25 protein-coding genes and 2 tRNA genes are annotated in these 22991 nt (G+C 56.8%); 13 read left to right on the forward strand and 14 right to left on the reverse strand.

The genetic code is table 11. The features are described from left to right. Positions 1–33: 33 nt before the first annotated feature. From ABLN94_RS17435 to uvrA, 3 genes are all read left to right on the forward strand, one after another. Positions 34–110, forward strand: a tRNA-Asp gene (locus ABLN94_RS17435). Positions 111–161: 51 nt separating this feature from the next. Beyond that, positions 162–238: transfer RNA gene (locus ABLN94_RS17440), tRNA-Asp, on the forward strand. A gap of 176 nt (positions 239–414) precedes the next feature. Next, positions 415–3273, forward strand: coding sequence for an excinuclease ABC subunit UvrA (gene uvrA, locus ABLN94_RS17445; protein ID WP_352994742.1), 2859 nt, complete (start codon positions 415–417; stop codon positions 3271–3273). Between the two features lie 10 nt (positions 3274–3283). Here the strand turns inward: uvrA and ABLN94_RS17450 are convergent, their stop codons facing one another. The 5 genes from ABLN94_RS17450 to ABLN94_RS17470 form a co-directional block, all read right to left on the reverse strand. Beyond that, entirely contained in the window at positions 3284–3616 is a 333-nt protein-coding gene (locus ABLN94_RS17450) for a hypothetical protein (RefSeq protein WP_352994745.1), read from the reverse strand. Positions 3617–3713: 97 nt separating this feature from the next. Continuing rightward, positions 3714–4586, reverse strand: coding sequence for a 3-hydroxyisobutyrate dehydrogenase (gene mmsB, locus ABLN94_RS17455; RefSeq protein ID WP_352994747.1), 873 nt, complete (start codon positions 4584–4586; stop codon positions 3714–3716). A gap of 3 nt (positions 4587–4589) precedes the next feature. Continuing rightward, complete coding sequence (locus ABLN94_RS17460; RefSeq protein WP_352994749.1) at positions 4590–5630, reverse strand: enoyl-CoA hydratase/isomerase family protein; 1041 nt, start codon at positions 5628–5630, stop codon at positions 4590–4592. Between the two features lie 7 nt (positions 5631–5637). Continuing rightward, positions 5638–6780, reverse strand: coding sequence for an acyl-CoA dehydrogenase family protein (locus ABLN94_RS17465; RefSeq protein ID WP_352994750.1), 1143 nt, complete (start codon positions 6778–6780; stop codon positions 5638–5640). 95 nt (positions 6781–6875) lie between these two features. Then, positions 6876–7991 (reverse strand): carboxylate-amine ligase, encoded by a 1116-nt coding sequence (locus tag ABLN94_RS17470; protein WP_352994752.1) that lies wholly within the window; start codon positions 7989–7991, stop codon positions 6876–6878. A 133-nt stretch (positions 7992–8124) separates the two neighbouring features. Between ABLN94_RS17470 and ABLN94_RS17475 the strand changes: the two genes are divergently transcribed. Both ABLN94_RS17475 and ABLN94_RS17480 read left to right on the forward strand, forming a co-directional pair. Continuing rightward, positions 8125–8976, forward strand: a complete 852-nt coding sequence (locus ABLN94_RS17475; protein ID WP_352994754.1) for a class I SAM-dependent methyltransferase — start codon at positions 8125–8127, stop codon at positions 8974–8976. 60 nt (positions 8977–9036) lie between these two features. Further along, positions 9037–9513, forward strand: a complete 477-nt coding sequence (locus ABLN94_RS17480; RefSeq protein WP_352994757.1) for a fasciclin domain-containing protein — start codon at positions 9037–9039, stop codon at positions 9511–9513. 51 nt (positions 9514–9564) lie between these two features. On the opposite strand, the gene ABLN94_RS17485 is transcribed toward ABLN94_RS17480, so the two are convergent. Continuing rightward, a complete protein-coding gene (locus tag ABLN94_RS17485; RefSeq protein WP_352994759.1) occupies positions 9565–10149 on the reverse strand; it encodes a L,D-transpeptidase in 585 nt (194 codons plus the stop codon). Between the two features lie 196 nt (positions 10150–10345). Further along, complete coding sequence (locus ABLN94_RS17490) at positions 10346–11845, reverse strand: CoA-acylating methylmalonate-semialdehyde dehydrogenase (RefSeq protein ID WP_352994762.1); 1500 nt, start codon at positions 11843–11845, stop codon at positions 10346–10348. A gap of 104 nt (positions 11846–11949) precedes the next feature. Between ABLN94_RS17490 and ABLN94_RS17495 the strand changes: the two genes are divergently transcribed. From ABLN94_RS17495 to coaD, 3 genes are all read left to right on the forward strand, one after another. Further along, the gene (locus ABLN94_RS17495) at positions 11950–12852 is read left to right on the forward strand and encodes a LysR family transcriptional regulator (RefSeq protein WP_352994765.1); all 903 of its coding nucleotides are present in this window, start codon (positions 11950–11952) and stop codon (positions 12850–12852) included. Positions 12853–12910: 58 nt separating this feature from the next. Beyond that, complete coding sequence (locus ABLN94_RS17500; protein WP_170487448.1) at positions 12911–13348, forward strand: CBS domain-containing protein; 438 nt, start codon at positions 12911–12913, stop codon at positions 13346–13348. Positions 13349–13432: 84 nt separating this feature from the next. Beyond that, complete coding sequence (gene coaD / locus ABLN94_RS17505) at positions 13433–13924, forward strand: pantetheine-phosphate adenylyltransferase (protein WP_170487450.1); 492 nt, start codon at positions 13433–13435, stop codon at positions 13922–13924. Here coaD and gap (ABLN94_RS17510) read toward each other — a convergent pair. The 3 genes from gap (ABLN94_RS17510) to gap (ABLN94_RS17520) all read right to left on the reverse strand — a co-directional run bounded on the left by gap (ABLN94_RS17510) (position 13916) and on the right by gap (ABLN94_RS17520) (position 16220). Beyond that, a complete protein-coding gene (gene gap, locus ABLN94_RS17510) occupies positions 13916–14920 on the reverse strand; it encodes a type I glyceraldehyde-3-phosphate dehydrogenase (protein WP_352994769.1) in 1005 nt (334 codons plus the stop codon). The genes coaD and gap (ABLN94_RS17510) overlap by 9 nt on opposite strands. A gap of 83 nt (positions 14921–15003) precedes the next feature. Continuing rightward, entirely contained in the window at positions 15004–15147 is a 144-nt protein-coding gene (locus ABLN94_RS17515) for a hypothetical protein (RefSeq protein WP_352994771.1), read from the reverse strand. A 71-nt stretch (positions 15148–15218) separates the two neighbouring features. Further along, positions 15219–16220 (reverse strand): type I glyceraldehyde-3-phosphate dehydrogenase, encoded by a 1002-nt coding sequence (gap, locus tag ABLN94_RS17520; protein ID WP_352994773.1) that lies wholly within the window; start codon positions 16218–16220, stop codon positions 15219–15221. Between the two features lie 182 nt (positions 16221–16402). Here gap (ABLN94_RS17520) and ABLN94_RS17525 point away from each other — a divergent pair, with 182 nt between their 5' ends. After that, positions 16403–17368, forward strand: a complete 966-nt coding sequence (locus ABLN94_RS17525) for a DUF808 domain-containing protein (protein WP_352994775.1) — start codon at positions 16403–16405, stop codon at positions 17366–17368. A 145-nt stretch (positions 17369–17513) separates the two neighbouring features. Beyond that, the gene (locus ABLN94_RS17530) at positions 17514–17852 is read left to right on the forward strand and encodes a GYD domain-containing protein (RefSeq protein ID WP_352994777.1); all 339 of its coding nucleotides are present in this window, start codon (positions 17514–17516) and stop codon (positions 17850–17852) included. Between the two features lie 51 nt (positions 17853–17903). Here the strand turns inward: ABLN94_RS17530 and tkt are convergent, their stop codons facing one another. Beyond that, complete coding sequence (gene tkt, locus ABLN94_RS17535; RefSeq protein ID WP_352994780.1) at positions 17904–19925, reverse strand: transketolase; 2022 nt, start codon at positions 19923–19925, stop codon at positions 17904–17906. 246 nt (positions 19926–20171) lie between these two features. Between tkt and ABLN94_RS17540 the strand changes: the two genes are divergently transcribed. From ABLN94_RS17540 to ABLN94_RS17550, 3 genes are read left to right on the forward strand one after another with little or no spacing between them, the layout of a single operon-like run. Next, complete coding sequence (locus ABLN94_RS17540; protein WP_352994783.1) at positions 20172–21020, forward strand: hypothetical protein; 849 nt, start codon at positions 20172–20174, stop codon at positions 21018–21020. Further along, entirely contained in the window at positions 21020–21415 is a 396-nt protein-coding gene (locus ABLN94_RS17545) for a cell division protein ZapA (protein WP_170487464.1), read from the forward strand. Before ABLN94_RS17540 ends, ABLN94_RS17545 begins: the two co-directional genes overlap by 1 nt. Continuing rightward, positions 21412–21765 (forward strand): MliC family protein, encoded by a 354-nt coding sequence (locus ABLN94_RS17550; RefSeq protein WP_352994786.1) that lies wholly within the window; start codon positions 21412–21414, stop codon positions 21763–21765. The genes ABLN94_RS17545 and ABLN94_RS17550 overlap by 4 nt, the downstream gene beginning before the upstream one ends. Here ABLN94_RS17550 and grxD read toward each other — a convergent pair whose 3' ends face one another. The 3 genes from grxD to ABLN94_RS17565 form a co-directional block, all read right to left on the reverse strand. Next, entirely contained in the window at positions 21766–22128 is a 363-nt protein-coding gene (grxD, locus tag ABLN94_RS17555) for a Grx4 family monothiol glutaredoxin (RefSeq protein WP_170487468.1), read from the reverse strand. Further along, positions 22115–22405 (reverse strand): hypothetical protein, encoded by a 291-nt coding sequence (locus tag ABLN94_RS17560; RefSeq protein WP_352994789.1) that lies wholly within the window; start codon positions 22403–22405, stop codon positions 22115–22117. The genes grxD and ABLN94_RS17560 overlap by 14 nt, the downstream gene beginning before the upstream one ends. Before the next feature lie 232 nt (positions 22406–22637). Next, on the reverse strand, positions 22638–22874 hold the full coding sequence (locus tag ABLN94_RS17565; protein ID WP_352994791.1) for a BolA/IbaG family iron-sulfur metabolism protein: 237 nt from the start codon (positions 22872–22874) through the stop codon (positions 22638–22640). Positions 22875–22991: the final 117 nt, after the last annotated feature.

Raw genomic sequence — 22991 nt, forward strand, 5'->3', positions numbered from 1 at the left:
ACACCCAAACGTTCAGCAACGAACGGGCAGCGGGCGGTTGTAGCTCAGTTGGTTAGAGTACCGGCCTGTCACGCCGGGGGTCGCGGGTTCGAGCCCCGTCAACCGCGCCATCGCTGCCAGCCTTTGATCCGGGTTATTGGATCAGACATAGACCCTAATGCGCGGTTGTAGCTCAGTTGGTTAGAGTACCGGCCTGTCACGCCGGGGGTCGCGGGTTCGAGCCCCGTCAACCGCGCCATTTCCCTTAGAGACGATGAAATCTTAACCCCTTTCTAGGGGCGGTTATCGGATCGGGGTCTTTGTGTCAGGAGATGTCGGCAATAATTTGAGCGTTCTTACTTTGTTCTAACTTTTCTGTTGGAGACTCGCTGCCGCTCGCCTATTTCTAGGACACTTGTGTGTTGGGGGCCGAATATGGCTGAGCTGAAGAATATCGAGGTGCGCGGGGCGCGCGAGCATAACCTCAAAAGCATCGACGTGGACATTCCGCGCGATCAGCTGGTGGTGATCACTGGACTGTCGGGCTCAGGGAAATCGTCATTGGCGTTTGACACGATCTACGCCGAAGGTCAGCGTCGTTATGTCGAAAGCCTCTCGGCCTATGCGCGTCAATTCCTCGATATGATGGAAAAGCCTGATGTGGATCACATCAGCGGTTTGTCTCCGGCGATTTCCATCGAACAGAAAACCACGTCGAAAAACCCACGCTCGACCGTCGGAACCGTTACGGAGATCTACGACTATCTGCGCCTTCTGTTTGCCCGTGCAGGTACGCCCTATAGCCCTGCGACTGGACAGCCCATCGAAGCACAACAGGTGCAGGACATGGTCGACCGGATCATGGCGATGGAGGAGGGGACGCGCGGCTATCTTCTGGCACCCATCGTTCGGGACCGGAAGGGCGAGTACAAAAAGGAGTTCCTAGAGCTTCGTAAGCAGGGCTTCCAGCGCGTGAAGGTGGACGGCGAATTCTATGAGTTGGACGAGCCGCCCACGTTGGACAAGAAGTTCCGTCACGATATCGACGTTGTGGTCGATCGGCTGGTCGTTCGGGAGGGGATGGAAACACGGCTGGCCGACAGTCTGCGCACCGCTTTGGATCTGGCGAACGGAATCGCGATTCTGGAAACAGCCCCGCACGAGGGTGACCCCGAGCGCATTACGTTTAGCGAGAACTTTGCCTGCCCTGTCAGCGGCTTCACGATTTCCGAAATCGAACCTCGCCTTTTCTCGTTCAACGCGCCCTTCGGGGCGTGCCCGGATTGCGACGGTCTGGGGGTCGAGCTGTTCTTTGACGAACGGCTTGTTGTGCCTGATCAATCCCTGAAACTCTATGACGGAGCTCTGGCCCCTTGGCGCAAAGGGAAGTCGCCTTATTTTCTGCAGACCATCGAGGCCATCGCGCGGCATTACGAGTTCGAAAAGAACACGCCATGGAAAGACCTGCCTGCGAAGGTTCAACGGGTATTCCTCCGCGGCTCGGGCGACGAGGAAATCCAGTTCCGCTATGACGAAGGAGGGCGGGTCTATCAGGTTACCCGCAGCTTTGAGGGCGTGATTCCCAACATGGAACGCCGCTACCGCGAGACGGACAGCGCTTGGATTCGCGAGGAATTCGAGCGCTACCAGAACAACCGCCCCTGCGGCTCCTGCGATGGGTATCGCCTGCGGCCCGAAGCGCTGGCCGTCAAGATCGCCGGACTGCATGTGGGGCAAGTGGTTCAGATGTCGATCAAAGAGGCTTTGGCCTGGGTTGAAGACGCGCCCAATCATCTGAGCGTCCAGAAGAACGAGATCGCGCGGGCGATTCTCAAGGAGATTCGTGAACGTTTGGGATTCCTGAATAACGTCGGATTGGAATACCTTACGTTGTCTCGCTCAAGTGGCACCTTGTCCGGCGGAGAGAGCCAGCGGATTCGTTTGGCCAGCCAGATCGGTTCGGGTTTGACAGGGGTCCTGTACGTTCTGGATGAACCCTCGATCGGGCTGCATCAGCGGGATAACGATCGTCTGCTGGGCACACTGAAAAACCTGCGAGATCAGGGCAACACCGTGATCGTGGTGGAACATGATGAAGAAGCCATCCGCGAGGCCGATTATGTCTTCGATATCGGCCCGGGTGCAGGTGTGCACGGCGGGCAGGTTGTGAGTAAAGGAACACCGGCCGAGATAGCAGCAGATGCAGCTTCGATGACAGGCCAATATCTGGCGGGCACACGTGAAATCCCGGTCCCGGCTGAGCGGCGCAAGGGAAACAAGAAGAAGGTTTCGGTTGTTAAGGCGACGGGAAACAACCTTAAGAGCGTCACAGCCGAATTTCCTCTGGGCAAATTTGTTTGCGTGACCGGTGTGTCCGGTGGCGGTAAGTCAACACTGACTATTGAGACCCTGTTCAAAACCGCCTCGATGCGGTTGAACGGAGCGCGTCAAACTCCGGCGCCCTGCGAGACGATCAAAGGACTCGAGCATCTGGACAAGGTCATTGATATTGACCAGCGTCCCATCGGGCGGACTCCGCGTTCGAATCCAGCGACTTACACCGGGGCCTTCACTCCGATTCGGGATTGGTTTGCCGGTCTGCCCGAAGCCAAGGCGCGCGGCTACAAGCCCGGGCGATTCAGCTTCAATGTCAAAGGTGGCCGGTGTGAGGCTTGTCAGGGTGACGGTGTCATCAAGATCGAGATGCACTTCCTGCCCGACGTCTACGTGACCTGCGAGACGTGCAAAGGCGCGCGGTACAACCGCGAGACGCTGGAGATCAAATTTAAGGGCAAATCCATTGCTGATGTCCTCGACATGACTGTGGAAGATGCTCAGGAGTTCTTTAAGGCGGTACCGTCAATCCGGGACAAAATGGATGCGCTTGCGCGGGTTGGTCTGGGCTATATCAAGGTCGGGCAACAGGCCACGACCCTGTCTGGCGGCGAGGCCCAGCGGGTGAAGCTGTCAAAGGAGCTGTCCAAACGGTCAACTGGGCGAACGCTGTATATTCTGGACGAACCGACGACCGGACTTCATTTTGAAGACGTTCGTAAGTTGTTGGAAGTGCTGCATGAGTTGGTTGATCAGGGTAATACGGTTGTAGTGATCGAGCACAATCTGGACGTTGTGAAAACTGCGGATCACATCATCGACATTGGTCCCGAAGGTGGCGATGGCGGTGGTGAAATCGTTGCGACCGGTACGCCTGAAGACGTGGCCGAAGTCGATCGCAGCCATACAGGTCGCTATCTGAAACAGATGTTGGACGGGGCGAGGGTCGCTGCGGAGTAGCGGCTGCTCGTCAGTTGAGGATGTCAGCCACCGCGCCAATCAAGTTGAGCACTTTCCGGGTATCGGGGTCGACTCGGTAAACGTAGTCTCCGGCTCGGATGTAGCTGTCACCGCGGCGAAGCCCGTAGCGATATGGATCGTTAATCCATCTATAGTCGCCATTGATATAGTCGCCCGCACGGTACAGATTTTTCACCTGGCCAGGCGGCACACAAGGCACAGATTTCTTAGCCAAACCCGGAGGGCAATGCCCGGCTTTTCCTTTGCCGTTCCCGGCCAAGGCTACGCTTGAACTGAGCGCAAGCGCCAATAATGCCGTCGATATGGCCAAACTGCGCTTCATCTCGCTTCCTTTCGAATGTACGCCGGGTCGATAGATAGATGGCCGCAGGTTCCGTTTGGGTCAACCCCGTAGGCGGGAGGCCGCCCACGGTTGTCGCTTAACTACGCCCGCGCTTTTCGAACCGAGGCAGCATGGCTGAGAAATCCTTACCCAAGCCGCCTTCGGCCTCAACGAATTGCTCGTATAGCGCGGTCGCGGCCTGACCCATCGGAGTGTCGGCATCCGAACTTTCCGCGGCTTGCTGGCTGAGACGCAGATCCTTCAGCATCAACTCGGCGGCGAAACCAGGCTGGTAGTCGTTATCTGCAGGGCTTTCGGGTCCGACGCCAGGGGCGGGGCAATAGGCGTTCATGGTCCAGCTATAACCCGACGAGGTGCTGACAACGTCAAACATCTTTTGTCGGTCCAGACCTAGTTTATCGGCCAGAGCAAAGGCTTCGCAGGTGGCGATCATAGTGACGCCGAGGATCATGTTATTGCAAATCTTTGCGGCCTGACCTGCACCGGATTCTCCGCAATGAACGGCTTTCTGCCCCATGATGTCGAAAAGAGGCGCAGCTTTTGCGAAGGCGGCATCGCTTCCGCCCGCCATGAAGGTCAGCGTACCCGCTGCCGCACCGCCGATTCCGCCCGAGACCGGGGCGTCAACAGCGAGGATGTCAGCCGCCTTCGCCTGATCCGCAACAGCGCGGGCGCTGTCGACGTCGACGGTCGAGCAGTCAATCCAAACCGCACCGGATTGCATCGCTGGAATGATCTCATCCCCAACCGCGCGAAGGATTTTACCGTTCGGCAGCATTGTGATGACAATTTCAGCGTTCTCGGCGGCCTCGGCTCCGGACGCGGCCATAGTGACGCCGGCAACGTCGACATCGGCCATGTCAAAGCCAGTCACGTCATGCCCGGCTTTGGCCAAATTAGCGGCCATCGGATTGCCCATATTGCCTAGGCCGATAAACCCGATTTTCATCACTTATGTCTCCTCAAATGTCAGCATGTCTTGGCCCAGCGGCTGTAGCATCTTCGATACCGCCACTGCAGGCACAGATTGTTCAGCAAATTGCCAGCGCGGACTGCGGTCTTTGTCGATGATCTGGGCCCTGATACCTTCCAGAAAATCTCCATGTTCCATAGCACGGAAAGTGAAACGGTACTCCAATTCCAACGCTTTGCGTTGTGTCAGACTGGGGCCGCGCAAACGGTGGAGGATTTCCACCGTGCAAGCCATAGACAAGGGCGAATTACGATCCATTAGTTTTTTGGCTTCAGCTGAAACCTCCTGATCGGAATGTGCCAGTGTGTTCAGGATATCTCCGAGGCTCTCTCCTGCGAAATGGGCGTCTATGATAGGCTGCTGTTGCTCAAGTTCGCTTTCAGGTGGTGTCGCGGCGTGGGAATTCAGTAGTTCAGCATTGCCTGAGGCCTCGAGCATCTCGATCAGAACGGGCCATTCTGCGATAGGGATAAAGTGGTCGGCGAAGCCCGCAAAAATGGCGTCTCCTGGACCCATGCGATGGCCGGTGGTTCCCAGATATTCGCCCACGCGTCCGGGGGCCAAAGCCAACATCAAAGTGCTGCCCACGTCTGGCACCAAACCGATCGAACACTCTGGCAGCGCTATTTTCGAGCTTTCGCCGATGATGCGGTGACTGCCGTGGCACCCGATCCCGACGCCGCCGCCCATGGTAAAACCCTGCAGGAAGCTGACGACCGGTTTGGGGTATTCAAAGATCAGCGCATTCAGTCGGTATTCGTCGCGCCAGAATGTGCGGCCGAAACCATAGTCTCCCTTGATGCCGGTGGCGTAGAGATCGGCAATATCTCCGCCTGCACAAAAGGCCTTGTCGCCCTCGGCATCCATAATGACGAGATCTACCGCGTCGTCTTCGCGCCAGTTGCGCAGGGCCGTGTCGATGGCCATGCACATCTCATAAGTCATCGCGTTCAGAGCCTTGGGGCGGGTAAGAGTGATGCGCCCGGCGCGGCCTGTGATGCGGATGTCGATGTCTGGCATAAAGTCCTCAGCGTTCAGCGAGCATTTGACGGGCGACAATGACCCGCATGATTTCGTTGGTGCCTTCCAGAATCTGGTGCACGCGCAAATCGCGGACCAGCTTCTCGATGCCGTAATCGGCCAGATAGCCGTAGCCGCCGTGCAATTGTAGACATTGGTCTACGACTTTTGAGCCGGTTTCGGTCACAAATTTCTTGGCCATGGCGCAAAACTTGGTGGCGTCTGGTGTGCCTTGATCCAGTTTCCAAGCGGCATGGCGCAGGAACGTGCGCGCGGCTTGCAACTCGATTTCCATATCGGCCAGACGGAATTGCAGCGCTTGAAACTGGTCGATGGATTGGCCAAAGGCCTTGCGCTCGGACATGTATTGCAAGGTCAAATTCAACCCGTTCTGTGCGGCTCCCAGAGAGCATGAGGCAATGTTCAGGCGCCCGCCATCCAATCCCTTCATTGCGTATTTGAAACCGTCGCCTTCGGTGCCAACGAGATTGCTTGCCGGTATCTTGCAATCATCGAACTGGACTTGCGCTGTGGGTTGGCTTTTCCAACCCATCTTCTGTTCCAACGCGCCAAAGCTGAGGCCGGGTGTGCCATCTTCGACATAGACAGTTGAAATGCCTTTGGGGCCATCCTCGCCGGTGCGCACCATGCAGACATATGCATCGGAATAGCCACCACCCGAAATAAAGGCCTTGGTACCGTTTAATGTGTACCCTTCATTCGTACGTTCTGCACGGGTCTTCAGGGCCGCCGCGTCTGAACCTGATCCGGGTTCCGTCAGACAATAGCTTAGAACGGTGTTCAGGTTCAGCACGTCGGGCATGATGCGGGATTTCAACTCGTCACTCGCGAAACTGTCGAGCATCTTGGCGCACATGTTGTGGATCGACAGGAACGCTGCGACCGAAGGGCAGGCCATCGACAACGCCTCGAATACCAAAGTAGCGTCCAGACGGCTTAGTCCCGATCCGCCGCCATCTTCCGACACGTAAAGCCCGCCGAAACCCAGCTCTCCAATGCGAGGCCAGAGATCTTTGGGAATCGTTCCGTCAGCCTCCCACTGGCGGGCGTATGGGGCAATGTTGTCCTGCCCAAAGTCATACGCCATGTCGAAGATCGCGGATTGCTCTTCTGTCAGTGCGAAATCCAAGGTTTGCCTCCCACGGTGCGGATTGAATTGAACGCTTGTTTATTTCTCAATCCTTACAGAAATTTTGCACGGCCAGCAATCACCGGAGAAGGGCCTTAAAGATCTAAGTGGTATTCTTCGATCAAATGTTTCACGACCGCTTTACCGGGATCGTCGTCTCGCGCTACGGCCTCGGCATAGACTCGGCGCTGCCGAGTCGCGGATGTGCCGGTCTGTGCAATCTGCTGTAAACGCGCCAGCTCTGTCATTGTGCCCAGAGCCTCGGCGTCTTCGGCTAGCATTCCCATCAATTCGCCCATCAGCTCGGGCATGGGTTTGATGGACCGGTCGCCGAAATCAATCAGACCTTCGCCCACACCATACCGCTGTGCGCGCCAGCGATTTTCACCGATCAGAAATTGGTCATAGTGACGCCAGCGAAGGTTTCGATCTTTCAGCCTGCACAGCATGCGGGTCAAAGCCTGTACCAAAGCCGCAAGCGACAACGTGTGCTCCAACCGAGGCTGCACATCCATGATCCGTGTTTCCAGGGTCGGGAAGCGATGCGACGGGCGCAGGTCCCACCAGATTTTCGTGGTGTCCTCGATCACGCCAAGCTCAACCAGAATTCCTGTGGTGCGCTCATAATCCGACCAGCTAGCCAGAACCGGTGGCAATCCAGTACGCGGCAAGTTGTCGAACACAGTCAGACGATAGGATGACAGCCCCGTGTCTTCGCCGTTCCAATAGGGTGATGAGGTCGACAGAGCCAACAGGTGCGGCAGGAAATACGAGAGTTGCGGCATCAGGTCCGCGCGCAGGGCAGGGTCCTCGACACCGACATGCACGTGCATACCGCATATCAGCATACGACGTGCCACTCCACCTAACGCGTGTTGCAGTGCGTCATAGCGATCCTTGCGGGTGTGATGCTGTTTCTTCCAGTCGGCAAACGGGTGGCAAGATACAGCAATCGGCGCGAGGTTGTGCTCGGCGGCACGTTTCGAAACGCAAGAACGCAGGCGTTTCAGATCCTCGCGAGCTGACTTAATCGTTGAATGCGGTCGGGTGCCGACTTCGATCTGGCACTGCAGGAACTCGGGACTGACCTGACCTTCAAAATCCGATTGGCAAGCCTCCATCAGGGCAGCCGGTGCTTCGGCAAGTTGCAGGCTGTCGCGGTCAACAAGCAGATACTCTTCTTCTATGCCCAGCGTAAATTCCTGCTGCATGGCGGTCCTCGTACAATTATTCCGACCAGTGAATACGGAAATTTCTGTTTTGCCAAGCGTTTGACACGGCTCTTCTTGCAGAGGCCCGGTAAGCAAAGGTAAGAAACAGCCGAACCGGAAAGTGGAGCCGCCCGTGAAAACCAGAAAATTCCCCAAGATCAATGAGGCCCTCGATGAGTTGGGGGTGAAGCTGATCGACAAGGCCCCGGATCAGGATGAGCGCGCCCGGCTCGAGGCGTTTGAACAGGCAGGTGGGTTGACCCGCCCGGCCTATGCTTTGTCACCGGGGATGGAAGGTTTCGACATCGAACAACTGGTGGCCGAACACGCCGAGTATGCCGCTGCGTTGGTGGCACTCAAAGATCACGAGCAAAATCAGACGGGCTATCGTGCCGGAAACGGCTATTACGACAGTCCCGATGCGGACGCATTGTACCTAATGATCCGCAGGTTTTCACCGAAGCGCGTGATCGAGGTTGGCTGTGGTAACTCTACCCGTGTGACCCGACAGGCGATCATCGACGGCGGGCTGAACACCCAGATCACCGCGATAGACCCGCATCCCCGTGCTGATATCGCTCACGTCGTGGACCACTTTGAGCAAAAGCGGCTGGAGGAGGTCGACCTGGCGCTGTTCGATCAACTCGAAGCAGGTGACGTACTGTTTATTGACTCCAGCCACGTTGTTCGAATGAGTAACGACGTTGCGCATCTTTTCTGCCGGATCATTCCCGCTTTGAAACCAGGCGTTGTGATCCACGTGCACGATGTTTTTCTGCCCTACGAATACCCCAAACGGTTCTTCTATGACTGCCCGGGTTGGGGCGAGCAGTACATTCTGCATGCCTTGCTGCAATCTGGTGCATATTCAATGCTTTGGCCGGGGTATTACCTGCAAATGGATCGACCCGATGCGGTTGAAGCCCTGCCATTTCTGAAAGACGGCAGAGCGCAGAGCATCTGGGTTCAGGTGAAAGAAAAGTGATCCGGGCTGGCTGAGCCTCCGTAACTCTCTGCATAACAAGCTGGAGAGGAGACAACAGCCATGTTTCGCCGCACATTCATGGGCGCCGCCGCCGCACTTGCACTTGCATTGCCCGTCAAAGCGCAAGCCGCTGATATCGTGGACACCGCCGTTTCGGCCGGGTCATTCAACACTCTTGTTGCTGCCGTTCAGGCCGCAGGTTTGGTCGATACGCTGAAGAGCGACGGCCCGTTCACTGTTTTTGCCCCAACGGACGAGGCGTTCGCTGCACTGCCCGAAGGCACGGTTGAAACGCTGCTGCTTCCGGAAAACAAGGATCAACTGGTCGAGATACTGACCTATCACGTGGTTCCGGCAAAGGTAATGTCTGGTGATATCGCTGGTAAGCGCGCCAAGGTGCTAACAGTTCAGGGCGACCGTCTGAGCGTGAATGCGAAGAATGGCGTCAAAGTGAACGATGCTGAGGTCATTCAGGCCGACATCGAAACCAGCAACGGCGTAATCCATGTCGTCGACGCAGTGATTCTGCCTGAATAATCAACCCTTTGAAGCAGAAAGCCCCGGTCCTGATGGCCGGGGCTTTTTCAGTTAGACCAGTCTAACCTGAGTTCCGATCTGGACCAGAGGGTACAACTCCTCAACATGCTGGTTGTAAAGGCCGATGCAGCCAGAGGAACTTTGACGGCCAATCTTGCGCGTGTCATGGGTGCCGTGCACCAGATACGCAGGCCAATCCAGATACATCGCGCGTGTGCCAAGCGGGTTACCTGGGTCGCCCCCTTCCATACGAATGGGCAAAGTCGGGTCACGTTCACGCATATTGGCGGTCGGGGTCCAGCTTGGGTTCTCGGTCTTGCGCACTACCTTGGTGTAGCCACGTTTAGTCAGTTCTTCGCTCATCGGAACTGAACTCGGGTACAGCTTGTAGGTTCCGTCAGGGCCCCAATAATGAACCGCGCGGCTGGTGATGTCCGCCAGAAGACAGCCAACCCCAAGTTCATCAAAATGATCCTGCCAGTTCTGTTGCGAGAACGAAGACACGTTACGGCGCACCGGCAGTTGTGTGCTTATCGCTTCTTCATCAATTGGGAAAGCATCCGTGCTTTGCGCACGAACGATAGCGGGCGTCGCGAGTAGAGATGCTGCGCCCAACAATGCAGAGCGACGAGTCATACGGGGATTCGACAAATTGGCCTCCGGTTCAGGAACTGCTCGAGCAATAATTTGCTGGTAAATTATTGGTCATTGCCCGGTATTTCTAGGGTTCGTAGCCTGAATTTATCGTGAAGCTGAGCGTTTTGGCGGCACTTTGCCGAAAAAAACCCGGCCTGAGAGGGCCGGGTTTGTAGGAGCACTGATTTAGCGGGGATCAGTCCATAGCTTTGAAGTTGAACTCGCCACCTTCTTTGATGCCAGAGGGCCAGCGGGCGGTCACGGTCTTGGTGCGCGTGTAGAACTTGAAGCTGTCGGGACCGTGCTGGTTCAGATCGCCAAACATGGATTTCTTCCAGCCGCCAAAGGTGTGATAGGCCAGCGGCACCGGGATCGGAACGTTGATGCCGACCATACCGATGTTTACACGGCTGGCGAAGTCGCGCGCGGTGTCACCGTCACGGGTGAAGATCGCGGTGCCGTTGCCGTACTCGTGGTCCATGGCCAGCTTCAGCGCCTCCTCATAGGAACCAGCGCGAACAGTCGACAAGACGGGGCCGAAGATCTCTTGCTTGTAGATGTCCATCTCGGGCGTCACGCGGTCGAACAGGTGCGGACCAACAAAGAAGCCGTCCTCATAGCCCTGCAAGCTGAAATCGCGGTTGTCGACGACCAGTTTCGCACCCTGTTCCACGCCCGAGTTGATCAGGCCAAGGATACGCTCTTTTGCGGCACCAGTGACCACCGGGCCCATGTCCACGTCGTCGCCTGCGGTGTAGGGGCCGACCTTCAGTTTTTCGACACGCGGGATCAGCTTTTCGATCAGCGCATCGGCGGTTTCTTCGCCCACCGGTACAGCCACTGAGATCGCCATGCAGCGTTCGCCAGCCGCACCAAAACCTGCGCCGACCAGTGCGTCTGCGGCCTGGTCCAGATCGGCATCGGGCATGACGATCATGTGGTTCTTGGCGCCACCAAAACACTGGGCGCGCTTGCCGTTCGCAGTTGCGCGGGAATAGATGTAATGTGCGATCGGAGTTGAGCCGACAAAACTGACGCCCTGAATGATCTCGCTATCCAACAGAGTATCCACGGCCTCTTTGTCGCCGTTGACGACCTGGAACACGCCTTTGGGCAGGCCGGCTTCGACAAACAGTTCGGCAAGCATCAGCGGCACCGAGGGGTCACGCTCGGACGGTTTCAGAACGACTGCGTTGCCACAGGCCAGTGCGGGACCGACATGCCACAGGGGCATCATGGCGGGGAAGTTGAACGGCATGATCGCGGCCACGACGCCTAGTGGCTGGCGCATGGAATACATGTCGATGCCGGGACCTGCGCTGTCGGTGAATTCACCCTTCAGCATCTGAGGCGCGCCGATGCAGTACTCGATCACTTCCAAACCACGCTGCAGGTCACCCTTGGCGTCGGGAATGGTTTTGCCGTGCTCGCGGCTCAGCGCTTCGGCCAGCTTGTCCATGTCGCGGTTCATCAGGTGAACCATCGCCATCATCACGCGTGCCCGTTTCTGCGGGTTGGTTGCCCCCCAAGCAGGTTGAGCAATCGCGGCCTGCTCAATGGCTGCGGTGGCTTCAGCCGCGCTTGCCATTGGGCATTTGTACTGTACTTCGCCGGTTGCCGGGTTGAAGACATCGTCGAAACGACCGGATGTACCGGCAACTTGTTCGCCATTCAGGAAATGAGTCAGGTCTTGCATCGAAAACTCCTCCGATAGATTTGCGCGCAGGATAGGCTTGCATAAATCCCGCGAACAGAGGCAATGTTTCAAAAGAGCTTTGCAAAAATGCAAAAGGAAGAAAGATGAACCCGAACTGGGATGACATGCGGATTTTTCTGGCCGTGGCCCGAGAGGAAAGCCTTTCGTCAGCGGGGCGCATCCTGAAAATCGACCCGGCCACAGTTGGGCGACGCATTGCACGGTTGGAAGCGAACCTCGATGCTCTGCTGTTTACCAAATCGCAGCAGGGATATGTCCTGACGGCTGCGGGCGAACGCCTTTTGGACCACGGTTTACAGGCCGAAGAGGCGATGCGCGCGGCCGCTGGGGCCGTGGCGGGATCAACCAAGTCGCTGAGCGGTCAGATCCGGATCGGTGCACCGGATGGCAGCGCGAACTATCTGCTGCCGCAGGTTTGTGCGAAAATCAGCGACGCCAACCCGGATCTGGATATTCAGATCCTGGCACTGCCGCGGATCATCAACCTGTCCCGACGTGAGGCAGACATGGCGCTAACCGTCAGTGCGCCCACAGCTGGGAAACTACTGGTCAAGAAAGTCAGCGACTACAAGCTGCATATGGTGGCCACGCATGAGTATCTGGAACGCCATGACCCCATTCGATCCCTTAGCGATCTAAAAGGGCACCGGCTGATAGGTTACATCCCGGATATGATCTTTGACCGCGAATTGGATTATCTCAACGATATCGGCATTGACCGTGTCGCGCTTGCATCGAATTCTGTTTCGGTTCAGCTGCGACAGGTCTCACTTGGCACAGGGGTTTGTGTTGCCCATGACTTCACGTTGCCGTTTCACCCGAACCTGCGGAAAATCCTGACGGATCAAGTCAGTTTGACGCGAAGTTTCTATCTGGTTCGGCACCAAGGTGACCAGCGGAACGAACGCCTGAACCGCTTTGCCAATGCCCTTACACAAGGTATCCGTGACGAAGTTGCGCGGCTTGAAGCCGATGCAGATGCTTGACAGGTCGACCCAATCGCGCAACGCTTTGGATAAGTTTACTATTTCGGAGGTGCTCCTCATGCTTGTTCAGGCCATTTTGAAATCCAAGGCGACACAAGGCGTGGTGACAGTTGAGCCTTCGGCCACGATCTCGGACGCATCGAAGATTCTTGCGGAGAAACGGATCGGGACCGTTGTCGTGTCAGATGACGGAGGGCAGACGGCGTCCGGCATTCTGTCCGAGCGCGACATCGTCCGAGAACTGGCCGCAAGCGGCAGTAGTTGTCTGAGCAAACCGGTTAGCTCTTACATGACGCAGGACCTGATCACGACAACGCGCCAAGCTACAGTTCAAGAGATCATGACGCTCATGACTGAAGGCCGCTTTCGCCACATGCCCGTAGTCGAGGAAGGTAAGCTGGTCGGCATAGTAACCATTGGGGATGTGGTCAAAGCGCAGTTGTCGGAACTGGCCATGGAAAAGGATGCACTTCAGGGCATGATTATGGGCCATTGAAAGAGCTGGCATCGTTTCAACCCCTTGCACCCGCGACGAAGTTATGTTTGCTAGCGCAGAAATAATATTGCGCAGGAGAGCCTGATGCGGGTTGGATTATATCCGGGAACTTTTGATCCAATTACACTGGGTCATATTGATATTATCCGTCGGGCCTCTGCACTGGTGGACAAATTGGTAATTGGCGTTGCCATCAACCGCGATAAGGGACCCCTTTTTAACCTGGAAGAGCGTGTCGCCATGATCGAGGCGGAATGCGCGCATCTGACCGAGCAGACGGGGACCGAGATCGTCGCTCATCCCTTTGAAAACCTGTTGATAGATTGTGCCCGTGATGTTGGGGCCCAGATCATTGTGCGAGGGCTGCGCGCTGTGGCGGATTTTGAGTATGAATTCCAGATGGTTGGCATGAACCGTGCTCTGGATGATTCAATCGAAACCGTGTTTCTGATGGCCGAGGCGCGGCATCAGGCCATTGCCTCGAAACTGGTAAAAGAGATCGCGCGGTTGAACGGGGACGTGTCGAAATTCGTCACGCCCCGCGTTAGTACTGCGCTGCGAGAGCGGTTAGGCTAGGGCACCCATCGCAGCAGCTGTGTCCAGCATCCGGTTCGAAAAACCCCATTCGTTGTCATACCACGCCAGAACGCGAACCATTGTACCGTCGGTGACCTTGGTTTCTGCCAGCGATACGGTCGAGCTGTGTGAGTCGTGATTGAAATCCATCGACACCAGCGGACGGCGTTCAGCGGCTAGAACACCGGGGGTCTTGGCTGCAGCTTCAACAAACAGCGCGTTAACTTCTTCTTCGGTCGTCGGGCGCGAGACTTCGGCCACCAGATCAACGACCGAGACGTTCGGTGTGGGAACACGGATCGCCTGGCCGGTCAGTTTTCCTGCGAGTTGCGGTAAAACCAGACCAACGGCAGCGGCGGCGCCAGTTGTCGTCGGGATCATCGAAAGGGCGGCGGCACGCGACAGGTAGGGGTCTTTGCCCGCTGTGTCATGAACCGGCTGGCTGGCGGTATAGGCGTGAACAGTAGTCATGTTGCCGTGAACAATGCCAAGACCGGCATCCAGAGCAGCAGCGACCGGAGACAGGCAGTTGGTGGTGCAAGAAGCGTTCGAAACAACTGAGTCTTCGGCCGTCAGTTCGTGTTCGTTTACACCAAATACAACCGTTTTCACCGCGCCATCTCCACGCGCTGGGGCCGAGATCAGTACTTTCTTGGAGCCGTTCTTCAAGTGGCGTTCGGCTGCTTCGCGGGTGCGGAATACACCGGTGCATTCAAGAACCACATCGATATCCGACCAGTTCAAAGCCTCGGGGTCGCGCTCGTTGGAAAGGCGGATTGGACCGGCGCCAACGTCCAGTCCGGCGTCGGTCAGCGTCACTTTGTGGGGGTAACGGCCATGCACGCTATCAAATTCGAACAGATGCGCGTTCATTTCGGGTTTGGCGAGGTCGTTGATGGCGACGATCTCTACATCTGTGCGGCCTGTTTCCATCACCGCGCGCAAAACGCCTCGCCCGATCCTTCCAAACCCGTTGATTGCCAGCTTGAGTGTCATTTTCCGCTCCGTCCGAATTTTTGGCTTGAATAAAGTTAGCGCTAACAAAACTAGATCGACGGAAATGTCAAGCAAAACCTCTGTCAGCGCCAGAAAGCGAGCCAATCCAGAAAGGCGTAGAGTTTTTTACCGAGGAAAACCAAATGCTCCGGGCCGAAGATGGCATAATCCACAATGAATCCGCCAACGATCAGGAGGCCAAGCCAGATGGCGATTTGGTTGGTCATAGTGGCCCCGAACGAAAATGCCCGCCCAGATAACCTGAGCGGGCAAAAAGGTTCAAGATTTCAAATCGATCTTAGTTAAGGCGTCCCATAGCGACGGCGACGTCTGCCATGCGAACCGAGAAGCCCCATTCGTTGTCATACCAGGCAAGCACGCGGACCAAGCGGCCATCCACAACACGGGTTTGTTCCGGTGCAAAGATCGAGCTTTCCTCGGTGTGGTTGAAGTCGGTCGAAACCAGCGGTGCAGGCTCATAACCCAGAACGCGCTGCATCGGACCTTGGGCAGCTTCGCGGACGATTTCGTTCACCTCATCGACGGTGACTTCGCGTGCGGCGCGGAAGGTCAGGTCGACGGCCGAAACATTCGGGGTAGGTACGCGGATCGCGGAACCGTCCAGACGACCTTTCAGGTTCGGCAATACCTCACCCAGTGCTTTCGCAGCGCCGGTCGAGGTCGGGATCATTGACATGGCGGCGGCGCGGGCTCGGTAAAGGTCGCTGTGGCGGCGGTCCAGGGTCGGCTGATCGCCGGTATAGGCATGGATTGTGGTCATGATACCGTTTTCGATACCGATACCCTCGTCCAGAACCTTGGCAAGCGGAGCAAGGCAGTTGGTGGTGCACGACCCGTTCGAAACCATATTGTCGTTCGCGGTCAGAGTGTTGTGGTTCACTCCGAACACGATGGTCTTGTCGACATTTTTGCCGGGGGCTGACAACAGAACTTTACCAGCGCCACGCTCAAGATGCGTTTTTGCTTTGGTGCCATCGTTGAACTTGCCAGTGCATTCCAGAACGACGTCGCAGCCTTCCCAGTCCAGTTCATTCATATCGTAGGTCGAGAACATCTCCATCGGGCCACGGCCCAGATCCATGGTGTTGCCATTGATGGCGATGTCGCGCGGGAAACGGCCATGGACGCTGTCATATTTCAACAGATGTGCCGAGGTTTCCAACGGGCCGGTCGCGTTGACCTTGATCACTTCGATGTCGTTACGTCCCGACGCGGCGATGTGCGACAGGGTGCAGCGGCCGATGCGGCCAAAACCATTGATACCGACCTTGATGGTCATATGATGTCTCCAAAATGCGCTTGCTTTGAAGGCCATATAGCGGCGATTACTGAATCTCAAAAGAGTAAAAGCGGCATATTTTTAAGGTGTTAGCGCAAACCTCACGCGATTGCGCTAACGCTTGCGCTAGCTGTTGGATCGGGTAGGGTCCGGATGCGGCAGGATACAGGAAAGGATGCGCGATGAGCGGTCTGTTGGCCCTTTTGGATGATGTGGCGGGGATCGCCAAGGTCGCGGCGTCTTCGGTGGATGACGTGGTGGCAGCGGCGGGCAAGGCCGGGGCCAAGACGGCGGGTGTGATCATCGACGACGCGGCAGTCACTCCGAAATACGTTCAAGGGTTTGCGCCCGCGCGCGAGCTGCCGATCATCTGGCGTATTGCGAGAGGCTCGGTGTTCAACAAGATCGTGCTACTGCTGCCGGTGGCTTTGTTGCTGGCCAATTTTGCGCCCTGGCTGATCACGCCTTTGTTGATGTTGGGTGGGTCTTACTTGTGTTTCGAAGGGGCTGAGAAGATTTTTCACGTCCTGTTTCCGCATGGCAGCCACGCCATCGAAGAGGACATGAACGTGCGCGATCCCGGTCATCTGGAGGAACAGAAGGTCAGGGGTGCCATCAAGACCGATTTCATCCTGTCGGCCGAGATAATGACCATAGCGCTGGCGGCCATTGAGGCGCCAAATCTGTGGATGCAGGCCGCGACGCTGGCGGTCGTTGGCATCGGTGTAACAGTTGCGGTGTATGGGTCGGTCGCGCTGATTGTGAAGATGGATGACGTGGGCCTGTACCTGGCGCAGAACGCGCCAACGCCGATAGGGCGCGGATTGGGGCGCGGTCTGGTCAAGGCGATGCCGGGCGTGTTGAAGACTCTGTCGATCGTGGGGACTGCCGCGATGCTGTGGGTCGGCGGATCGATTGTCATTCACGGGATGGAAGTACTGGGCTTCGGCTGGCTGGGCCATCACATCCACGACTGGGCCTATGCGATTGGGCATTCAGTTGCCGAGCAGTGGGTGGGCGCTGTGGAATGGATTTCCAAAGCCGCGATGGACGGCGTGTTTGGTCTGGCCTGGGGGCTTGTTTTGATCCCGGTTGCAACGCGCGTGGTTTCACCGCTCTTGGCCAGGTTCCATTCGCAAAAAACATAAGAACAAACTCGCGTAACCTTGCGTATCTTGCCTTTCAGTGTGTTGAGCGCGTTTGAGTGATATGATCGGGACGCACGCGGTAAACTTGCGCGCGTCTACTTGTCTACATTCTCAAACGCAAATCAGATACTTTTAGGAGAAGGTTATGGCACTTTTCATGCTAATGGCACGGTTTACACCTCAGGCGCTAGCAGCGGTTGTTGAGGGAGAACTCAACCGAGAGGAAATGGCGCGAAAGGCAGTAGAATCTGCGGGCGGTAAACTTGTCGGATTTTATGGCCTTTTGGGTCAGGATTATCACATCGCTTTTATTTGCGATTTCCCTAAGATGAGCGATTTCCTTGCAATTGAAATGTCTGCTAACGTATTGGGGTCAAACGAGAAGCTTAAATCTATTCCTCTTTATGGATGGAGCGAGTACAAAGACGCTCTGGAGACTTACAAGGCGGTCAAAGAAGTTTATACGCCTCCGAGTCATTCTTAAAAAAAACGCCGACTCTTAAAGTCGGCGTTTTCTCGTTTTCAGGTTCTTTGGTTAGGCCAAAAGTTCTTTGACCTTCGCAACGGTCGCCTCGGCGGTGATGCCAAAATGCTTATAAAGTTCGCCTGCGGGAGCAGATGCACCAAAGCCCGACATGCCGATGAAACCAGCTTTGGCTTCGCGGCCACGCTCACCCAGCAGCCAGCGGTCCCAGCCGCCGGCGCGGACGGCGGCCTCGATGCCGACCCGAACCGGACCTGCGGGCAGAACGCGCTTGCGGTAGGCTTCCTCCTGTTGTGCGAACAGTTCCATACAGGGCATGGAAACAACGCGGGTGCCGATGCCTTCGGCTTCGAGCAACGCTTTGGCTTCCATCGCAAGCGATACCTCTGAACCTGTCGCAATCAGGATAGCCTGACGCTTGCCTTCGGCTTCGGCCAGAACATAAGCGCCCTGAGCAACAAGGTTCTTTGTTTTGTGCTCGGTCCGTACGGTGGGCACACCCTGACGTGTCAGCGACAGGACAGAGGGGCTGTCCTTGAAGGTCAGCGCCAATTCCCAAGCTTCAGCAGTTTCAATAGTGTCGGCGGGACGGAACACATAAGTGTTCGGCGTCGCACGCGAAATCGCCAGATGTTCGACCGGTTGGTGAGTTGGGCCGTCTTCGCCCAGACCGATCGAGTCGTGGGTCATCACGAATACCGACGGCACTTTCATCAGAGCAGCCAGACGCATGGACGGGCGTGCATAATCGGTGAAGGCCATGAATGTGCCGCCGTAGGGGCGGATGCCACCGTGCAGCGCCATACCGTTCATGGCAGCGGCCATACCGTGCTCGCGGATACCGTAATGAATGTAGCGACCCTTGCGGTTTTCCGGCAGGAACACACCCATATCGGCCGATTTGGTGTTGTTCGAGCCGGTCAGGTCGGCCGAGCCGCCCACGGTCTCGGTCATGATCGGGTTCACGACGTTCAGAACCTTCTCGGACGAGGCGCGTGTGGCCAGCTTCGGCTGGTCTTCCGACATCTGCTTTTTGAACGCCCGAATGGCACCAGCCAGCTTCTTGGGGGCTTCGAACGCATAAGCACGGTTGAACTCGGCCTGCTTGCGCTCGGACAGTTGCGCGAAACGCTCTTCCCACGCGGCGCGCTCGGCAGCGCCTCGGGCGCCAATGGTTTCCCATGCGGATTTGATGTTGGCCGGAATCTCAAACGCGTCATGGGGCCAGCCATAGCCGTTTTTCGCGGCTTTCAACTGCTCCTGATCCGTTAGTGCTCCGTGACCTTTTGAAGTGCCTTGCGCGGCGTGACCCAGCGCGATGTGGCTTTCGCACGCGATCATGGTCGGCTTGTTCGAAGCTTTCGCCTGTACGATTGCGGCGTCGATGGCCTTTGGATCATGGCCGTCAATCTCGATCACATGCCAGCCCGAGGCCGCGAAACGGCGTACCTGATCAGTGCGGTCGGCCATATCGACGGTGCCATCGATGGTGATGTTGTTGTTGTCCCAGAACACGATCAGCTTGCTCAGCTCATGACGGCCGGCCAGCGTGATCGCCTCTTGGCTGACACCTTCCATTAGGCAACCGTCGCCCGCAATCACATAGGTGTAGTGATCTACGACCTTTTTGCCGTAGTGCGCGCGCTGGATTTCCTCGGCCATAGCAAAGCCCACAGCGTTGGAGATACCCTGACCCAGCGGACCGGTCGTGGTTTCGATGCCGTCGACAAGGAAATTTTCCGGGTGGCCTGCGGTTTTCGCGCCCAATTGGCGGAAGTTCTTGATCTCATCAAGCGTTACGTCGCCATGACCCGTCAGATACAACAGCGAATAGATCAACATCGAACCGTGACCCGCGGACAGGATGAACCGGTCGCGGTCCGGCCAATTCGGGGCCGAGGCGTCAAATTTTAGGTGTTTCTCAAACAGCACGGTCGCAACGTCGGCCATGCCCATCGGCATGCCGGAATGGCCGGAATTGGCGGCGGCGACGGCGTCAAGGGTCAGGGTGCGGATGGCCGCAGCTTTGTCCCAGTGTTCGGGGTTTGCATTGCGCAGCGCAGTCAGGTCCACGGGCGTTGTTCCTTTGGATTACAGGCAGATGGGCGCTCAATACCATCCACCCCCCAAAGTGCAAGCGGAACTGGGTGTTTCGTTGGGGTTTCGGTGGAGGTGTGGTTCAAGAAAGCAGCCCAAGTTATTGAAAGCAAACAGTGGGTATTTTCCGCCCCATTGGGTTAGACTAGGGCAAGACCCGCGCTATGTTGATTCGGACAAAGCCGGGAAACGAACGAACCTTGAAAATGAGGTGGCAGGGGCATGAGCCAGATCGAAGAACTACAACGCCGTATCGTTGCCGCGATGGATCGGATCGGAACGGGCGTTGAGGCGCTGCGGGATGTGGCTCCGGCCAGCGGCGGTGAGGACGACGCATTACGTGCAGCTTTGGATGACCAACGGGTCGCCAATGAACAATTGCAAGAACGACTGAAATCACTGACGGACCGCCACGAGCAGGAAGTCAGCGCAATGCGCGCAGACATGGAAAGCCTGCGCGCGGCGCCGATCGAAGATTCTGAAAAAGGGGCTCTGCGAGAGCAACTGGCTGAGGCCCATTCAAAGCTGGCCGCGGTCGAGGCGGCGCGTGCCGAATTGGCTGCAGCGAAGGAAGCGCTGGAGAACCAAGACGAGCTTGAGGCACTTAAAGCTGAAAATGCGAAACTGACCGCTGCAATGAACGCAGTGCAAGCGATCCAGAACGAAAACGCCGAGTTGAAAGCTGCCGTTTCTTCAGCGCAAAAAATCGAAGCCGAGAATGCGCGTCTGCGATCTGAACTGGCTGACAGTGAGCGCGTGTCCGAGTTGAGCGCCGAGTTGGACATGTTGCGTGCAGAACGCACTAGCCACGGGGCCGCGATGTCTCGTTTGGATGACGATCTGCAGCGAATGCGCAAGGCAAACGAACAGTTGCGCCAATCAGTGGATGAGCTGCGGGCCGCTGCGGCAGAAGGTATTTCGGATGCTGATCTGCTCAACCGGGCTACGGTGGCAGAGCTTGAGGCCACGCGCGCCGCTCAGGCCACGGATGCAGCCGAAGCGCATGCAGTTCTGGCCCGATTGGAGCCCTTGCTGTCCAAAGCGAAACTGGCGGAAGGGGAGGTTGAATAATGCCCGAAGTGACTATTCAAATCGGCGGGCGCGGCTTTGACGTCTCGTGCCAGGAAGGGGAAGAAACGTTCCTGCATTCAGCTGCCAAGATGCTGGATGATGAGGCTCAGGTTCTGTCCGACCAAATAGGCCGCATGCCGGAATCGAGAATGCTACTGATGGCCGGGCTGATGTTGGCTGACAAAGCGGCCGGGACTGAAGACAAGATCACCGCGCTTGAAGCGAAACTGGCCGAGGTTGAGGCCGAGCTTCACACCCTAAGAAATATGCCCCGACCCGAACCAGAACGGATTGAGGTTGCCGTAGTGCCACCATCGGTCACGGATACACTTGCAGAACTGGCCGCGAGGGCCGAGGCTCTGGCATCGGTGATCGAAGAAAGGTCTGCACGATGAAGGCTGCGAAGGCGCTTGCCTGTGCCGCAGCTATGGCATTGCCTGCCGGTGCGGCGCTCGCAGAGATTGATATTCTGCCGGTTACGTTCACCTGCCAGAATGGCATTCCGCTGCAAATCGCCTATTTCAACGCGCCAGACGGCTCCAGTGCAGCAGCGATGATGGTGGACAACCAGCTTGTCACTCTACGGCAGGTCGAGAGCGGTTCTGGCATTCGTTACGAATCCGTAGGTGGAGCAGGCACGTACATCCTGCGTTCCAAGGGTTGGGAGGCTACGGTGAGCTTTCTGGCGACAGGTGCAGATGCCGCCAGTGAACAGGTCATTTTGGAAAGCTGCGTCAGCAGCTGATCAGGCGTTCGCTTCGCGGATTTTGTCGGCTGCATCCTTGTTGTAGCCGACACCGTTTTCATCAAACAGAGTGTCCAGTTCGCCCGAAAGGGTCATCTCGGTGATGATGTCGCAGCCACCGACAAATTCGCCTTTGACAAAGAGCTGGGGAACCGTCGGCCAGTCAGAATAGTCTTTGATGCCCTGACGGACTTCCTCGTCGGCCAGAACGTTCACGTCGGTGTATTCAACACCCATATAGTTCAGAACACCGGCCACACGTGAAGAGAAACCGCATTGGGGCATCTCTTTGGTGCCTTTCATATACAGCACCACGTCATTGGCTTTGACGGTTTCGTCGATCTGGGTCTTAACGTCGGTCATCTTGCTTGTCCTCTTCACCCGCATCTCGGGCAGTCGTTTCATTCTGTGACGGGTCAGAGGTCCATCCTTCTTCCTCCAACCGTCGGTGTTCGGCTTGCGCCAGGGCCAGTGGGTCCAGCCCGTATCTTTCGATGCCACCAACCTTGCTGATCTTGTCCGGGTCCGGACGCATGTCGGCGAGGTTACGTTTCCTGTTCCGCTTCACATAGGCTTCGATCAGAGCGGCGGCAACTATCAATGCCGCGATCACACATATCCAGAACAGCCAGCTACTCATTTCTTGGGTGACATCGCCTTGGTATACTCTTGGGGATCCTTAGGTACACGAATGATTGTTCCGTGGCCACCGCCAGGCCCACCTGAGTCGTAACTGGCGTTAATCATCTGGTCACCCTTACCTGGGTGAATGCCTCGTTTTGGTTTCGGATCAAGTTTCGCGCGACTACGCGACAGAAAAGCAACAAGCATTATAACGGCCAAAATGCCAACAATGCCAATTGCTAGATCCATTACTCGGGTACTTTCGTAGTCAACGCCAGCGCGTGAAGCTCTCCGTCTGGGCCGTCCATCTTGCCTTTCAACGCGGCATAGACTGCGCGTTGCTGCTGGACCCGGTTTTTTCCGCGAAAGCTCTCGTCCACGACCATGGCGGACATATGTACGCCGTCATGCCCGCCGACCTGAATTTCCGCATCTGGAAAAGCTTGGCGCAGCAGGTGTTCGATTTCGTGGGCGCTCATCGGCATGTAGGTTTCTCCTAAAGGTCTTTCCCAAGATGTAGAGCGCCCGGACCGGGCGCGCAAGGGTGGGAAGGGGGGCTGAAAACAACAAAACCTGCGCCTGTGTGGGGGCGCAGGTTTCAT

It is taken from the genome of Ruegeria sp. SCP11 (assembly GCF_040329455.1).
Taxonomy (GTDB): Bacteria; Pseudomonadota; Alphaproteobacteria; order Rhodobacterales; family Rhodobacteraceae; genus Ruegeria; species Ruegeria atlantica_E.

Bases quoted from the DNA above. Each gene is read 5' to 3' on its own strand.
- uvrA (WP_352994742.1), top strand. From the start codon at position 415: ATGGCTGAGCTGAAGAATATCGAGGTGCGCGGGGCGCGCGAGCATAAC.
- ABLN94_RS17450 (WP_352994745.1), bottom strand. From the start codon at position 3,616: ATGAAGCGCAGTTTGGCCATATCGACGGCATTATTGGCGCTTGCGCTC.
- mmsB (WP_352994747.1), bottom strand. From the start codon at position 4,586: ATGAAAATCGGGTTTATCGGCCTAGGCAATATGGGCAATCCGATGGCC.
- ABLN94_RS17460 (WP_352994749.1), bottom strand. From the start codon at position 5,630: ATGCCAGACATCGACATCCGCATCACAGGCCGCGCCGGGCGCATCACT.
- ABLN94_RS17470 (WP_352994752.1), bottom strand. From the start codon at position 7,991: ATGCAGCAGGAATTTACGCTGGGCATAGAAGAAGAGTATCTGCTTGTT.
- ABLN94_RS17480 (WP_352994757.1), top strand. From the start codon at position 9,037: ATGTTTCGCCGCACATTCATGGGCGCCGCCGCCGCACTTGCACTTGCA.
- ABLN94_RS17485 (WP_352994759.1), bottom strand. From the start codon at position 10,149: ATGACTCGTCGCTCTGCATTGTTGGGCGCAGCATCTCTACTCGCGACG.
- ABLN94_RS17490 (WP_352994762.1), bottom strand. From the start codon at position 11,845: ATGCAAGACCTGACTCATTTCCTGAATGGCGAACAAGTTGCCGGTACA.
- ABLN94_RS17495 (WP_352994765.1), top strand. From the start codon at position 11,950: ATGAACCCGAACTGGGATGACATGCGGATTTTTCTGGCCGTGGCCCGA.
- ABLN94_RS17500 (WP_170487448.1), top strand. From the start codon at position 12,911: ATGCTTGTTCAGGCCATTTTGAAATCCAAGGCGACACAAGGCGTGGTG.
- coaD (WP_170487450.1), top strand. From the start codon at position 13,433: ATGCGGGTTGGATTATATCCGGGAACTTTTGATCCAATTACACTGGGT.
- gap (WP_352994769.1), bottom strand. From the start codon at position 14,920: ATGACACTCAAGCTGGCAATCAACGGGTTTGGAAGGATCGGGCGAGGC.
- ABLN94_RS17515 (WP_352994771.1), bottom strand. From the start codon at position 15,147: ATGACCAACCAAATCGCCATCTGGCTTGGCCTCCTGATCGTTGGCGGA.
- gap (WP_352994773.1), bottom strand. From the start codon at position 16,220: ATGACCATCAAGGTCGGTATCAATGGTTTTGGCCGCATCGGCCGCTGC.
- ABLN94_RS17525 (WP_352994775.1), top strand. From the start codon at position 16,403: ATGAGCGGTCTGTTGGCCCTTTTGGATGATGTGGCGGGGATCGCCAAG.
- ABLN94_RS17530 (WP_352994777.1), top strand. From the start codon at position 17,514: ATGGCACTTTTCATGCTAATGGCACGGTTTACACCTCAGGCGCTAGCA.
- ABLN94_RS17540 (WP_352994783.1), top strand. From the start codon at position 20,172: ATGAGCCAGATCGAAGAACTACAACGCCGTATCGTTGCCGCGATGGAT.
- ABLN94_RS17545 (WP_170487464.1), top strand. From the start codon at position 21,020: ATGCCCGAAGTGACTATTCAAATCGGCGGGCGCGGCTTTGACGTCTCG.
- ABLN94_RS17550 (WP_352994786.1), top strand. From the start codon at position 21,412: ATGAAGGCTGCGAAGGCGCTTGCCTGTGCCGCAGCTATGGCATTGCCT.
- grxD (WP_170487468.1), bottom strand. From the start codon at position 22,128: ATGACCGACGTTAAGACCCAGATCGACGAAACCGTCAAAGCCAATGAC.
- ABLN94_RS17560 (WP_352994789.1), bottom strand. From the start codon at position 22,405: ATGAGTAGCTGGCTGTTCTGGATATGTGTGATCGCGGCATTGATAGTT.
- ABLN94_RS17565 (WP_352994791.1), bottom strand. From the start codon at position 22,874: ATGCCGATGAGCGCCCACGAAATCGAACACCTGCTGCGCCAAGCTTTT.